16 protein-coding genes are annotated in these 13,736 nt (G+C 42.9%); 5 read left to right on the top strand and 11 right to left on the bottom strand.

Going from position 1 to position 13,736, the window contains the following annotated elements:
- Positions 1 to 435: 435 nt before the first annotated feature.
- The 4 genes from FTU90_RS13585 to ftsY all read right to left on the bottom strand — a co-directional run bounded on the left by FTU90_RS13585 (position 436) and on the right by ftsY (position 4,043).
- Positions 436 to 1,089: a DUF2057 domain-containing protein gene (locus FTU90_RS13585; protein WP_180072861.1), complete on the bottom strand. Its 654-nt coding sequence runs from the start codon at positions 1,087 to 1,089 to the stop codon at positions 436 to 438.
- 199 nt (positions 1,090 to 1,288) lie between these two features.
- Positions 1,289 to 1,882 (bottom strand): nitroreductase family protein, encoded by a 594-nt coding sequence (locus FTU90_RS13580; RefSeq protein ID WP_005097059.1) that lies wholly within the window; start codon positions 1,880 to 1,882, stop codon positions 1,289 to 1,291.
- 191 nt (positions 1,883 to 2,073) lie between these two features.
- On the bottom strand, positions 2,074 to 2,763 hold the full coding sequence (locus FTU90_RS13575; protein WP_180072859.1) for a nitroreductase family protein: 690 nt from the start codon (positions 2,761 to 2,763) through the stop codon (positions 2,074 to 2,076).
- A 173-nt stretch (positions 2,764 to 2,936) separates the two neighbouring features.
- Positions 2,937 to 4,043 (bottom strand): signal recognition particle-docking protein FtsY, encoded by a 1,107-nt coding sequence (gene ftsY, locus FTU90_RS13570; protein WP_005097061.1) that lies wholly within the window; start codon positions 4,041 to 4,043, stop codon positions 2,937 to 2,939.
- Positions 4,044 to 4,221: 178 nt separating this feature from the next.
- Here ftsY and FTU90_RS13565 point away from each other — a divergent pair, with 178 nt between their 5' ends.
- Complete coding sequence (locus FTU90_RS13565) at positions 4,222 to 5,616, top strand: pitrilysin family protein (protein WP_180072857.1); 1,395 nt, start codon at positions 4,222 to 4,224, stop codon at positions 5,614 to 5,616.
- Between the two features lie 11 nt (positions 5,617 to 5,627).
- On the top strand, positions 5,628 to 7,205 hold the full coding sequence (locus FTU90_RS13560; RefSeq protein ID WP_180072855.1) for a pitrilysin family protein: 1,578 nt from the start codon (positions 5,628 to 5,630) through the stop codon (positions 7,203 to 7,205).
- On the opposite strand, the gene FTU90_RS13555 is transcribed toward FTU90_RS13560, so the two are convergent.
- On the bottom strand, positions 7,129 to 7,452 hold the full coding sequence (locus FTU90_RS13555; protein ID WP_005097067.1) for a hypothetical protein: 324 nt from the start codon (positions 7,450 to 7,452) through the stop codon (positions 7,129 to 7,131). The genes FTU90_RS13560 and FTU90_RS13555 overlap by 77 nt on opposite strands.
- A gap of 97 nt (positions 7,453 to 7,549) precedes the next feature.
- Complete coding sequence (locus FTU90_RS13550) at positions 7,550 to 7,909, bottom strand: hypothetical protein (protein WP_035337940.1); 360 nt, start codon at positions 7,907 to 7,909, stop codon at positions 7,550 to 7,552.
- Between the two features lie 224 nt (positions 7,910 to 8,133).
- Here FTU90_RS13550 and FTU90_RS13545 point away from each other — a divergent pair, with 224 nt between their 5' ends.
- From FTU90_RS13545 to FTU90_RS13535, 3 genes are all read left to right on the top strand, one after another.
- A complete protein-coding gene (locus tag FTU90_RS13545; protein WP_005097069.1) occupies positions 8,134 to 8,367 on the top strand; it encodes a hypothetical protein in 234 nt (77 codons plus the stop codon).
- A 151-nt stretch (positions 8,368 to 8,518) separates the two neighbouring features.
- Positions 8,519 to 8,899 carry a DUF2750 domain-containing protein gene (locus tag FTU90_RS13540; protein ID WP_005170652.1) on the top strand — a complete coding sequence of 127 codons (381 nt, stop codon included), beginning with the start codon at positions 8,519 to 8,521 and terminating at the stop codon, positions 8,897 to 8,899.
- A gap of 104 nt (positions 8,900 to 9,003) precedes the next feature.
- Positions 9,004 to 9,435: a CBS domain-containing protein gene (locus FTU90_RS13535; protein WP_005170650.1), complete on the top strand. Its 432-nt coding sequence runs from the start codon at positions 9,004 to 9,006 to the stop codon at positions 9,433 to 9,435.
- 126 nt (positions 9,436 to 9,561) lie between these two features.
- On the opposite strand, the gene trpB is transcribed toward FTU90_RS13535, so the two are convergent.
- The 5 genes from trpB to FTU90_RS13510 all read right to left on the bottom strand — a co-directional run bounded on the left by trpB (position 9,562) and on the right by FTU90_RS13510 (position 13,663).
- The gene (gene trpB / locus FTU90_RS13530; RefSeq protein ID WP_180072853.1) at positions 9,562 to 10,770 is read right to left on the bottom strand and encodes a tryptophan synthase subunit beta; all 1,209 of its coding nucleotides are present in this window, start codon (positions 10,768 to 10,770) and stop codon (positions 9,562 to 9,564) included.
- Between the two features lie 108 nt (positions 10,771 to 10,878).
- Complete coding sequence (locus FTU90_RS13525) at positions 10,879 to 12,066, bottom strand: VWA domain-containing protein (protein ID WP_180072851.1); 1,188 nt, start codon at positions 12,064 to 12,066, stop codon at positions 10,879 to 10,881.
- A gap of 13 nt (positions 12,067 to 12,079) precedes the next feature.
- Positions 12,080 to 12,931, bottom strand: a complete 852-nt coding sequence (locus FTU90_RS13520; RefSeq protein WP_005097074.1) for a MoxR family ATPase — start codon at positions 12,929 to 12,931, stop codon at positions 12,080 to 12,082.
- 21 nt (positions 12,932 to 12,952) lie between these two features.
- On the bottom strand, positions 12,953 to 13,336 hold the full coding sequence (locus FTU90_RS13515; protein WP_074383190.1) for a hypothetical protein: 384 nt from the start codon (positions 13,334 to 13,336) through the stop codon (positions 12,953 to 12,955).
- 21 nt (positions 13,337 to 13,357) lie between these two features.
- Entirely contained in the window at positions 13,358 to 13,663 is a 306-nt protein-coding gene (locus FTU90_RS13510; protein ID WP_005097076.1) for a YcgL domain-containing protein, read from the bottom strand.
- Between the last annotated feature and the right edge of the window lie 73 nt (positions 13,664 to 13,736).

The raw sequence follows: 13,736 nt of genomic DNA, 5'->3' as shown, positions 1-13,736 counted from the left end.
AATTTTCTGACAAATATTTCTCAAATAAACTTCGAGTCATTTCTACCATCAATCAATGAAAATAATTTCGATCGATCAACCAGTAAAAATCCACACAAGTTGTTCTTCATAATCTCTTAATGATCTTCTTGCTCTTCGTCAGAAACAAGTTACTAGGCAACTCACACAACAACCTAACTTAATCAGCTAAGTTCGTTTTGCTGTATCGCCTTGATGCAGCGTATTCTATACACTTTAGAAACAAGCGCAAGGGCTTTTCTCAAAAAGATTCAAAAAAGTGACGTGTACGTTTATTTTTTAATCTAAAATGTTATTTTTAGCCTTTTTGAGAAATTTTCCAGATTTTTTGCATTAAAAGTATAACCAAATATTAATCTCTGCGCTCTACCCTATTAAAAAAGCATCAATACCATTTGATCCTTTATACTTGATCTTTTAATTCGTCTGTTCAGCCAACCAAGTCATAAATTTTTGACGTTCAGCTTTGGATGCCTTTTGCCATAATTGAATGAGTTGTTGATCATTCTGCCCGACGAATTGAGTTTGAGGGGTGGCGACCGTAGCTACACTAGCTGCCTGAGCATATACAGGTGCTGGTTGATTAAGTGATGTTGCTGACTTGCTACTCATCTCGACTGTTTTGGTCAATACATTATTTGCAAACCATGTTCTCGCTGCATCTTTAGCGCCCGCTTGCTGAACAAGCAGCTGATTTTTTGCATCATATAAGCCAATGATGGGCTGATCCTGGTACTTTTTAGCTTCGTCAAAATTCTGAGGTGCATTAATTAACGCTAAACGATAGGTTTCACCATCTTTAAGCTCTGGAGTTTTTACAGTAAGCACTCCCGACTTTAAAATGTCATGTGAATTATCAGAGTGCTGAAAAAACTCATTATAGCGGACGCTGATATTATTCATTCCAGCATCCAGTTTATAAGTTGAATTAGAACGTAATAGATTTGATTTTATTTCCTGATTATTTACCGCAACGATCTTAATTTCTTCAGGTACTGTAATAGTCACCGCTGAAAAAACCGAGGTACTAAACAACAGTGCCCCTACAGTTGCCGCAATACGAAAATCCATATCATCTACTCATTTCAAGTTAATTATTAAAGTTGAGCTGCACTATGCCGCGTCGAAATGACAATTTTATGACAAAAACTTCTCTTATTTCACCTGAACTTTTAGCACCTATTTTACTGGCAATTTTAAATTATCTGCTATTAGCCAGTACAAATAAAAAAAGAAGCACAAAAGTACTTCTTTTTAGCTGAAACCCGATTTATGCAAAGGTTTTAAAACGCTCCGCATCATCCATAAAGGTTTTTTCGCCTGCGGGTGCTTCAATAGAACCAAAAACTAATTGTGCGCGAAGCTTCCAGTGCGATGGGACTTCAAAAGTTTGTGCAACTTCTTCATCAATAATTGGATTGTAATGCTGCAACGAGGCACCGATATTCTTCTCTGCCAAAGCCGTCCAGGTTGCAAACTGCGCAATGGCTGAAGAATGCTCTGACCAGACCGGAAAGTTATCGGCATAGAGTGCAAACTGTTCTTGCATCGATTTCACCACATTCTGGTCTTCATAAAACAATGCGGTGCCATAACCTGCTGCAAAACCATTAATTTTATTATTGGTTGCTTCAAATGCATCTGTCGAAACAAGATCACGCAAGGTTTCACGCACAATATGCCAGAAAGTATCATGTGATTGACCAAATAAAATTACCACACGAGAAGTTTGCGAGTTAAAAGATGATGGGCTGTGTTTAACTGCATCTTTAATGAGATTTTCAATTTCAGCCTGCTCCAGGCTCACATTTTTCCCAATGGTATAAATGCTTCGGCGCTGTTTGATTTGATCTAAAAATGCCATAAATTCACCTCTATGTATTTTGATTATTAAAAACTGATAAAGTCATACTACGTGTTTTGAGCACTTAAAACAGGTGCATTCCCATAACAATGTGTTTTATTTATAGAACAATCAGACTTAGATCTGAATAGAATATTTGTATTAGATTTCATTCGCAGCATCCATGCTGCTATACCGTCCTTCATCGGTTTTTAACTCAATACTTTAAAAAAGTGCTGATCTTGCTGTTCTAATTTTTCTTTTGCTGCCTGCTCAATCGAGCCAAAGCAAAGTTGGGCACGTAACAACCAGCTCTTTTCAATGTCAAAATGCTCGGCGACTAAAGTGTCGATCTGCGGATTATAATGCTGTAAAGATGCACCTAAACCCGAATCTGCCAATGCAGTCCATACGGCAAATTGCGCCATTCCTGATGTCTGTTCAGACCAGATCGGGAAATCTTCTGCATTGAGTGGCATTTTCTTTTGTAGTTGCTGAATCACGGCTTGATCTTCGTAAAATAAAATCGTGCCATATGCCGCGGCACACTGATTCAACTTGATCTCTGCACCTTCGTAAATATGTGTGGGCACATGCTGGCGTTGAACCTGTTTGACAAGCTCCCAAAACTTATAATGAGAATCCGCAAATAACACTACAATCCGCGTACTTTGGGAATTATAGGCTGAAGGACAACTGCGGACTGCTGCCTGAAGCATTTCACTCAGATACGCCTGACTATAATGTACGCGCTTGCCAAGTTCATAAATACTACGGCGCTTTTTCAACTGATCAACAAAAGTCAGTTTCAAATCATCATCGGATTTGTTTTTTTTCGAAAATTTAAAGTCCTTGGTTATATCACTTGTTAATACCTGACCAATTTTATTTAGCAATGCCATTTCTTCCCCCCACAAAACCCAGCTAAAACAGCTCGAATAATCCCATACAAGTATAATGGCTTTATTACGGTAGATAGATCTGGTTCATATTTTCTAGCTGATTTTTAAAGCATTCAAACCCCTCAAAAACAACAAACTCCGCACTTAGCGGAGTTTGTGTGAATTATCACGCATTATTTATTTTCAGTTTCAAACAATGCAGCAACAAAAGATTTGGCAGAGAAAGGACGCAAGTCATCAATTTTCTCACCCACACCAATAAAGCGAATCGGCACATGAGTACGACTGGCAATATTAAACAGTACGCCACCTTTGGCAGTCCCATCGAGTTTGGTAATGGTCAAACCGGTTAGGCCTACCGCCTCATCAAACATTTCGACCTGGTTAATGGCATTCTGACCTGTTCCGGCATCGACAACCAACATCACTTCATGTGGTGCAGTCGCATCAATTTTCTGCATGACACGTTTTACTTTGGTCAACTCTTGCATCAAATGACCTTTGTTATGCAAACGACCAGCTGTATCAGCAATTAATACATCTACGCCTTTGGCACGCGCACTTTCAAAAGCATCGAAAATGACTGAAGCCGAGTCTGCACCATTGCCTTGAGCCACGACCGCAATATTATTACGCTCACCCCAGATCTGTAGCTGCTCCGTTGCAGCTGCACGGAAAGTATCACCTGCCGCCAGCATGACAGTCTTGCCTTCACCTTGCAGACGTTTGGCTAGTTTGCCAATCGTGGTGGTTTTACCTACACCATTTACACCGACCACTAAAATCACATAAGGCGATTTATTCGGATCAATGTGTAGCGGTTTTACCCGGGGTGCCAATAAAGCCACCAGTTCTTCCTGAAGCGCCTTATACAGTGAATGCGAGTAGATCAAGTCACCACGTTCGGTACGCTCGGTCAGGTTAGCAATGATGGTCTTGGTGGCTTCCACACCAATATCGGCCACCAGCAGCTGCTCTTCGACTTCTTCTAATAATTCATCATCAATTTCTTTACCACCGATCAGGATATTGACCATCCCATCGGCAAGGTTTTTACGGGTTTTGGTTAAACCCTCTTTCATACGGCTAAAGAAGCCACCTTTCGCCGCAGAATCTTCATTTTCAGTTTCTGTTACGACAGGTGCAGAAACTACAGCTGCTTCGCTTGGCGTTTCTACGATAGGCACATTGACCGCAGGTAAGCTCGGTAATGTGACATCATCATCTCCGATATCAGCATCAATCAAAAATTTGTTTTGCCCATTAGATTGCTGTTGCATGCCGAATCCTTGAAAAGCATTGCGTTAAAAACCCAGATTCTACCATAACTTGCCTGCTTTGCAGCTAGCAATGCAAATGCTGGACAAACATACCAAAAAGCTACAGCTCTTGGTTGCTTTCATCTCCGCATTTATTAAAAATAACCCTAAATACAAATGCCTATTTTTGGGAGATCTAGTGTCCGCCACCTTTTTGACTGTCTCCTCTTTTTCCAGAATGATTAAACAAACGCTTTATCCACTTGGTGTCCTATTGCTGGGATTAAGTATTAATCAGGCCCAAGCCCAGACTCGCAGTGAATTATCACGCACCACTTTTGAAACGACTTTAAGCAATGGATTAAAAGTCATTATTCGGGAAGACCATCGTGCGCCCATGGTGATGACCCAGATCTGGTATAAAGTCGGCAGCAGTGATGAATCTGGCAATATTCTGGGGGTATCGCATGCACTTGAACATATGATGTTCAAAGGTACGCATAAAGTTCCAAATGACGAATTTACCCGTCTGAGCCGGATTTATGGCGGCAGCATCAACGCCGCCACCTTTACCAATTACACCAATTATTATCAGCTCTATCCTAAAGCCTATTTCCCCATGGCACTGGAACTTGAATCTGACCGCATGAGCAATTTATTACTGCGGCAGCAGGACTTTGCGCCAGAAATTAAAGTGGTGATGGAAGAACGGCGCCAGCGTACCGATGACAACCCGCGCGCTCAGGCATTTGAACGCTTTAAATGGATCAGTTATCCGACCAGCCATTATCGCCAACCGGTGATTGGACATATGAAAACTCTAAATAATATTCAGTTAAATGATATCAAAAAATGGTATCGGGATTGGTATAGCCCCAATAATGCCATTCTGGTAATTGTTGGAAATGTGGAATCGGAAGCGGCTTTAGCGCAAGTGCAAAAATATTTTGGAGATATCCCTGCGCGTCCAACACCGCCACGTAATGATGTGCTGGAGTTTGAGCGCTTAGGCTATCGGCATATGGAAATTAACAGTAATGTTCAGGTGCCCAATCTGTACATGACCTGGAATGTGAAATCCCTCGGCACTGCCAAAAACCCACAAGATGCGTATGCCTTGACCATTATTCGCAGTCTTTTGGACAGCGGCATTTCTTCACGCCTGCAAGACCGTCTGGTGCGTGATCGTAAAATTCTGACCTCTGTCAGCGTTTCTTATGATCCTTATAATCGTGGTGACAGCCTGTTTGGCATTTCTGCCTTACCTGCGTCAGGCGTATCTTTGCAAGAGGCACAACAAGCGATTCAGGATGAAGTGGATGTACTCAAAACCACCGCCATGACCCAGCAGGAAGTAGATCGTATCAGCACCCGCTTTATCTCCAGTTTGATTTATAGTCAGGATGATATTGCCGGCCAGGCCAAAATGATTGGCAATCTGGAAGTCAATGGACTGAGTTATCGGCTGATGGATGAACTACCCAAACATTTTGAAAGTGTTAGTGTTCAGGATATCCAGCGTGTCGCCAATGCCTATTTCGTCCGAGACAATCTCAGCACACTTTATCTCTCACCTGAACAAAAAGCCCAATAATGGGGATTGCAATGCGTCATCATCTTCGTCCTTTTTTACTTATTTTTATTTTAAGTTTTACTTCTGCTGTTCATGCAGAAAATTATCTGGATCCTCAACCCGATCAAAACGATAATCCGAGTCAGTTACAGTCTATCCCTCTGTTGCAAAGCCTGAAAAATCTCAATCCGCAGCGTGAATTTCAGGCACCGTATATTCACGACCTGAACAATCGCTATCAGGTACGTACGCTATTTGTTGAAACCCAAGATCTTCCAATGGTGGATATCCAGCTGACTTTTAATGCCGGCTCGGCGCGTGATCAGGAAATTACTAAAGGACTCTATGGCCTGTCCAGTATGGCAGCCAAGTTGATGCGTGAAGGCACAGACAGATATAGTGCGAATCAGGTCGCGGCAATTTTTGACCAGACTGGAGCACAATTTAGCGTACAGGCCTATCGGGACATGTTTGTGGTTCGGCTGCGTACGCTTTCAGATCCAAATAAATTGGAACCGGCACTCGGAATGATGATGGAAGTTCTAAAGAATGCGTCATTTAAACCCGCCAGTATTAATCTGGCTTTAAGCAATACCCAAGTGGGACAAAAGCAATTACAGGAAAATCCAAGCCGGCTGATGGATATTCGTTTTTATCGTACTCTATATGGTCAGCATCCTTATGCAGAGCCAATTAGTGGCACCCAAGGCAGTACCAAGAAAATTAATGCCGAATTATTAAAACAATTCCGTGATCAGTTTCTGGTGGCGCAAAATATGAATATTGCTATTACCGGTAAACTCAGCCCCAAACAGGCGCTGGAACTGTCAGAACGGATTGCCGGCAATTTAACTCAAGGTCAAAAAGCAGCTGCATTACCACCGCCTGAAATTAAATATGGTTTTGAAGTGGTGCATTTACCTTATAACTCGTCTCAGGCGCATATCACCTTTGGACATATAGGGCCATCACGCTTTACTGAAGACCGACTGGCCCTAGAAGTCGCCAACCGCATGTTTGGCGGGAGTGGATTTAATGCGGTACTGATGCAGGAACTGCGGGTCAAACGTGGTTTTAGCTACGGCGCTTATAGCTCATTCAGCTTTAGTCAGGCACCCGGAGTATTCAGCTTTAAATATTCTACACGGCAGGATCAGCTACTAGAGAGTATTCAGATTGCACATCAGGCATTTATCAATTTTGTCAGCCAACCGATTGACACTCAACGTCTGGAAGAAACCAAAGCAGGCATGCTGCGCGCCTTCCCTAACAATTACAGCAGCAATGCCACCATTAATGCCCAGTTAGGCAATATGGGCTTTTATAGTGAGCAAAATGATTATTTATCCAGTTATCCGGAACGTCTAGCCAGAATTAGCGCAAAGGATGTGCAAAATGCAATACGCAAACATTTACATCCAGACCGCCTAACGCTGGTCGTGGTCAATAAAGAACTGGATAAAGATGCCTTGAAAATGCGTTTGGAGCAGAATTTAATGGATGCCAATTTCAATTTGCCAGCAAACCCTGTGCCTAAGGCATCTCCACCGAGAGCGGTGGCAGCTGACGCGCCCGCAAAGACTCCTGCTGATAAGCCTGCATCAATTTAAGATACTGCCCACGACGGATGTGCTGCTGCTCTAACAGAGCCAGTGCCAGATCCTGAGTTTGGGGCAAATTTTGCTGTTCAGAAAGTTGCCGAATCTGGGTGATTTGAGAGATGCTAAGCGGACGATAGAGAGCCAATGCGGCTAAAAATAAAATTACCACAACCATAAAAATGACAACAATATTATAAATCTGTTCCAGCTTGATTCTGCTGAACCATTGAATTAACTTTTCTGTATCTATAGACATACACTACCTCAAGTTAAAGGTAGTGTATGGTTAGGTTTATATAAGTTCAAGTCAGTAGCGCCATATTTAGCAGGGCTAAAACCCACGACTCTGCGGATTAGCTCATCATTCTGCTCAGAATAGTTGAATACAGCACCAATGCTACAATCACCAATACCAGTGCAACAGCAAATTTACTTAACCCCGCTTCTGCTTCAGGGGGATGCAGGCGATCTTCATCTGCAATTCGAACCAACTCGCCATTATAGAGTTTATAGAACTGCTCACGCTGATTGACATCCAGAGCACGGGTAAAGTCATACACCTCTTTACGTTGTGCCAGCCCATAATTACCCAGATGCGTATATTTACTAAATATAGCGTCATCCAGTTTTTTGCGATGCAAATGTGCAAGTTCCAGGATTTGCCCAGCAGTTGGTGGCATATCAAAGTTCACACCATCTAAAGTTCTTGTCATCATGGCTTTCTCCTTATTGTTTGATCTCTATTTACAATTTATCTTAATAATATTTATAAGTGTGTATAGTTTAGTCATGTAAACTATAACTAAAGTAAACGAATAAAATCGAATAGTTGACTTTTCCATTATTTTGTAATATTAGTTTAACAATACTAAGTTATATTTGTATTTAGACTGATTAGTCTGTCCTGTAATCATAATTAAAATTAAGGAGTTTTTATATGATACAACAACTCTCTCAACACGATCTGGAACATCTGTATGCAGATGCCGTGAATACCATCCAATCCCAAATGAACTTTGTGGATGCGGTAAAACAGCTTGAAGATGCAGCTCGTGCAGGTCATGGTAAAGCAGCGCTTTTTTTAGCAGAACTTTATTATCAAGGTTTCCGTGTAGAACGGGATTCACTCAAAGCGCAGTACTGGCAAAACATGGCCACCCTGCAAGCATGATGAAACGTCACCTAGGTGGCGTTTTTTTCCGCTCTTTTTTCGATAAATAGCAATAAATACATATTCTCTTACGAAATCTTGCAAAGCTGAAACAGTAATTTCATACAAAGTTCCTAGAATAGAGCCAGACACTTAATTGCACTTTATTCTAATGAAACCACGAAAAATTATTCAAATTGATCCGATCTGTAAAGAGTCTCTTTTCAAGATCACCATGCTGAAATCCCTAAGGAATTGTGGCGAGCTATGGGGCGCATATCATCAAGGCTGGGCCATGATGCGCGATCAGGAAGACTGTATTTTTCCCTTTTGGCTGAATCCACTGGATGCCAAAAACTACGCCAAGCAGCATTGGCCGGATTATATCCCGCGTAAAATCAACTCTGAAGATTTTGAAAATGCATTATTGCCGACCCTGTCACGACTGAATGTTACGCCAGCCCTGTGTAATACCAATGGCACCAGACTCAAACTGACTGCTGCACAAATGCGTCATCTATTTTTTTCTGAACAAAGACTGCACATTGCTTAAATAACATGTTATTTATAAAGACTAAAACCTAAACACTTAGAGATGTTCAGGTTGAATGCATACTCTAGGATTAATAATAAATTGACCAGTAAGGATGATTAAGCATGACCAATGTGGCACAGGTGCTCAATGAAAAAATGCATCAAGCTATTTATACCATCCGTCCAGATTCTACAGTTCTAGAAGCCATCACCTTGATGGCCGACAAAGGAATCGGGGCGCTTGTGGTAACCCATGAAGACAATGTAGTCGGTATTCTGTCAGAGCGAGATTACACCCGTAAAATTGCCCTGATGCAAAGAACCTCATTCGACACCACGGTTAACGAGATCATGACCTCTAAAGTGATTACCGTAACCACATCTACCACCGTAGAAGACTGTTTATCGCTGATGACTGAACGTCACCTGCGGCACTTACCAGTAGTGGAGAATGAAAAACTGATCGGTTTGATTTCAATCGGAGATCTGGTCAAGGCAGCAATGGATGATCAACGCAAACTCATTGAACAGCTGCAGCAGTATATTTCAGGTTAAAAGCATCTCTGGCTTTCTCTCCAATATTTGAAGCGCATTTAAATAACTGAAGATCAAGCTTCGATTGAATGTATAAAAAATCCCGGTATATAACCGGGATTTTTTATACTCGTGTTTTGGATAAAATCAGTTTAGACCTAATTTTTCTGCCACATAATCCGAGTCTTTATCACCACGACCAGAAAGATTGACCACGATCTTGACTTCTTTTGGCAATTTGCCTGCTTCACGAATTGCCCAGGCCACTGCATGTGAACTTTCTAAAGCCGGCACAATACCTTCTACACGCGACAAGGTCATGAAAGCATCCAGACATTCCTGATCGGTGGCGGTGGTGTACTCGACCCGGCCCAAATCCTTAAGCAGACTATGTTGCGGCCCCACACCAGGATAATCCAGGCCAGAAGCAATCGAATGTACCGGTAAAGGTTCACCCTGCTCATCTTCCAGCACATAGCAGGCCATACCATGCAATTGACTTGGTTTACCCAGTGTTAAGGTCGCCGAATGCATATCGGTGTCCAGGCCATGACCTCCCGGCTCTACGCCCACCAGCTTTACTTCCGGTTCATTTAAAAACGCGGTAAATGCACCCACTGCATTTGAACCACCACCCACACAGGCAACGACATAGTCAGGATTTGCACCAAAACGCTCATTGGTTTGAACCTTGATTTCATCACCAATAATGGACTGGAAATCACGCACCATCTTTGGAAATGGATGTGGACCGACCACTGAACCAATCGCATAGATAAAGTTTTTTGGATCTTTTAAATATTCTTCGAAGGCACTGTCAACTGCATCTTTCAACGTTGCCGTTCCACGCGTAACGGAAATCAGCTTAGCACCCAGAATCTTCATTTTCACGACATTTGGATGTTCTTTTTCGATATCCACCTGGCCCATATGAATTTCACAGGGAATACCAACCAAGGCACAGGCCGTTGCCAATGCTACTCCATGCTGCCCCGCACCCGTTTCTGCAATGACTTTGGTTTTGCCCATGTATTTGGCCAGCAAAGCTTCACCGAGACAGTGATTGATCTTGTGTGCACCGGTATGGTTCAGATCTTCACGTTTTAAGTAAATCTGTGCGCCGCCCAATTTTTCAGACAGACGTTTGGCATGAAATAGTGGACTCGGGCGACCGACATAGTGGGCAAACAAGTCTTTCAGCTCGTTTTGAAATTCCGGAGTATGGCGAATTTCCTGATATGCAACATTAATATCATCCATCGCCTGTTTAAGATCAGGCGGAATGAACTGACCGCCATAATTACCAAAGAAACCTGCTTCATTCGGTAATGCAATACCATTAATTTGATGATCCATAGCGATCCCTGAAAACTGGATTTAAAATAGAAATTGTGACTTCATCTTAAAGCGATTTTCATTAAAGCACTAATAACAATAGATAAAGTCACTGATAGAAAAATGGAATTAACGTGCCAAATATTTGGTCATATCCTCTATGCCTTTTAAGGTCATTGGAAACATATGGTTCTCAAAGATTTGCTTAATCAAACCAATGCTATGCGTGTAATGCCAATAATTTTCTTCTTCGGGATTGAGCCATGCGGTTTTATCAAAATGCTGACGTAGACGCTGCAACCAGACCTGTCCTGCTTCATCATTCATATATTCAACCGAACCACCGACCGAGGTGATTTCATAAGGCGCCATACTGGCATCACCAACCACAATCACCCGGTAATCACGGCCATAGGTATTGAATAAATCCCAGGTATTCATGCGCGAGCTGGAACGGCGGATATTGTCTTTCCAGACATAGTCATACAGGCAGTTATGGAAATAAAAATAGTCCAGGGTTTTAAATTCGGTTTTGGCTGCGCTAAACAGCTTTTCACACTGGGCAATATGCGAGTCCATCGAACCGCCGACATCAAACAGCATCAAGACTTTAATGCGGTTACGGCGTTCAGGCACCAGCTGTATGTCTAAAATACCCTGCTTGGCGGTTTCACGAATCGTGCCATCGATATCCAGCTCTTCGGCTGCTCCTTGACGCGCGAATTTACGCAAACGGCGCAGTGCCATTTGCATCTGGCGACTTCCCAGAATCTGCTCATCATCGAGGTTGCGATATTGACGCTGCTCCCAGACTTTTACCGCAGAGCGTTTCCGTCCCGGTCCACCAATACGCACCCCTTCCGGATGATCGCCATAAGCACCGAAAGGCGAAGTGCCGCCGGTACCAATCATCTTGTTGCCACCCTGATGTTTTTTATGCTGTTCGCGCAAGCGCTCTTCCAGCATTTTCATCAGTTCTTCTAATGATCCGGCTTTTTTCAGCTCTTCGCGCTGTTCAGGAGTCAAATGCTTTTCAAGCAGTTCAAGATCGAACCAGTCTTTGGGCAGCTTATGCACCTGATTCAGCAGTTCATCAATATCAAAGCTCTGAATACCATCAAAATAGTCTTTCATGGCGCGATCGAATTTGTCGAAATAGCGCTCATCCTTAACCATTACAGTTTTGGCCAGCTGATAGAACTCGTCCTGATCGGCAAAGACCAGACCTGCAGCAACTGCCTGATTCAGGTCAATCAATTCGCGGGTCGATACCGGTACACCGTATTTGCGTAAGGTATAAAACAGTCGCACAAACATGCGTGTTTCTCCCTTAACGACGTGACATAAAGGCTAGACGTTCAAGCAACTGTACATCTTGCTCATTTTTGATCAAGGCGCCGTACAAGGGTGGAATCGCTTTGGATTTATCGGTATTGCGCAAAATATCTTCCGGCATGTCGTCAGCCATAAGCAGGCTGAGCCAGTCAATCAGCTCAGACGTTGATGGGGGTTTCTTTAAGCCCGGAATCTGGCGCAATTTAAAGAAAACCTGCAAGGCTTCATTGACCAATGTGGCAGAGATATTCTCGAAATGTACATCGATGATTTCGCGCATGGTCGCTTCATCCGGAAATTCGATATAGTGGAAGAAACAACGGCGCAGGAATGCATCGGGCAATTCTTTTTCATTATTTGAGGTAATGATGACGATTGGACGCTGGGTTGCGGTAATGGTTTCCCCGGTCTCGTACACATAGAACGACATTTTATCGAGTTCATGTAGCAAGTCATTCGGAAACTCGATATCTGCCTTATCAATTTCATCAATCAGCAAGACACAACGTTCTTCGCTGGTAAATGCTTCCCACAGTTTACCCGGCTTGATGTAGTTCTTGATGTCATAGACACGGTCATCACCAAGCTGACTATCACGCAGGCGCGACACCGCATCGTATTCATACAGGCCTTGCTGTGCTTTGGTGGTGGACTTGATATGCCAGGTGATCAGTTTTAGGCCCAGGCTTTCTGCTACCTGCTCAGCCAATAAAGTTTTCCCTGTACCAGGCTCACCTTTGACCAATAACGGCTTTTGTAAACTACGGGCAGCTTTAACCGCCAACTTTAAACTGTCAGTCGCAATGTACTGAGCTGTACCTGAAAATTGTTGATGATCAGCAGACATGATTTAACCTTATTTTTTTACTTACAACGGTGAACTTTTCTTGTGAACACGAAGATTGCCCTTGTTCGACACATAGGTCGACCAGCAATAGCCAATCACAGATCCAATCCCAATGACAAATAAAATAAGTGACGCATTAATCCAAATCAGAGCTTGCTCTTTGGTCAACACACCAAACAGCAAGCCAAAGATTGCAGGTGCGATAGAGGCATTCGGCCCCTCGGATACCGTCGGTGTCAATAGAATGGCAAAGCCTAAAATCCACAAAAAACCACCTAGCGGCTTAGGCAGTCGCTTGGTTACGCCATACCAGCACCATAAAGCAATCAGGCTGCCCAGCAGATAAACCGCAACAGCAATGCTCTGTTCAGGAATTGAGTCTAAGACAGCAACATAACCATTCATTTCACAACTCCTGAATTAACATTAAGCGCCACGCAATCCTTCTGGAGCGACTGCATTCGGATCAATCAAGCCTTCTGGCGGCATTTGCAAAAAGAAACCACGTGTAGCAATAGAATCCATCACATGCAATACATTGGCACGTGCCAGTTTACGCGATTCGCTCAGTTCAAGATGCATGACAAAAGTCGCACGTCCAAATGCGGCTTGTACGGGCTCAGACAATACGCTGAGTGGCTCGAATGTTTCAGCTTCGCTTTCATCCGCAGGACGCGCCACATACAGATACATTTCACTTTTTTTGCTGGATTTGTAGATAGACACTTGCATGTTTCAAACGACTTTTCTGGAAAAACATCCGCAAGGATACATCAAAAAAAAGACAGAAACATTAGCCACGTCT

Source organism: Acinetobacter sp. YH12200, assembly GCF_013418175.1.
GTDB classification, from domain to species: domain Bacteria; phylum Pseudomonadota; class Gammaproteobacteria; order Pseudomonadales; family Moraxellaceae; genus Acinetobacter; species Acinetobacter pseudolwoffii.
The sequence above is the reverse complement of the archived record's forward strand: the minus strand, read 5'-3'. Positions and strand labels throughout refer to the sequence as shown.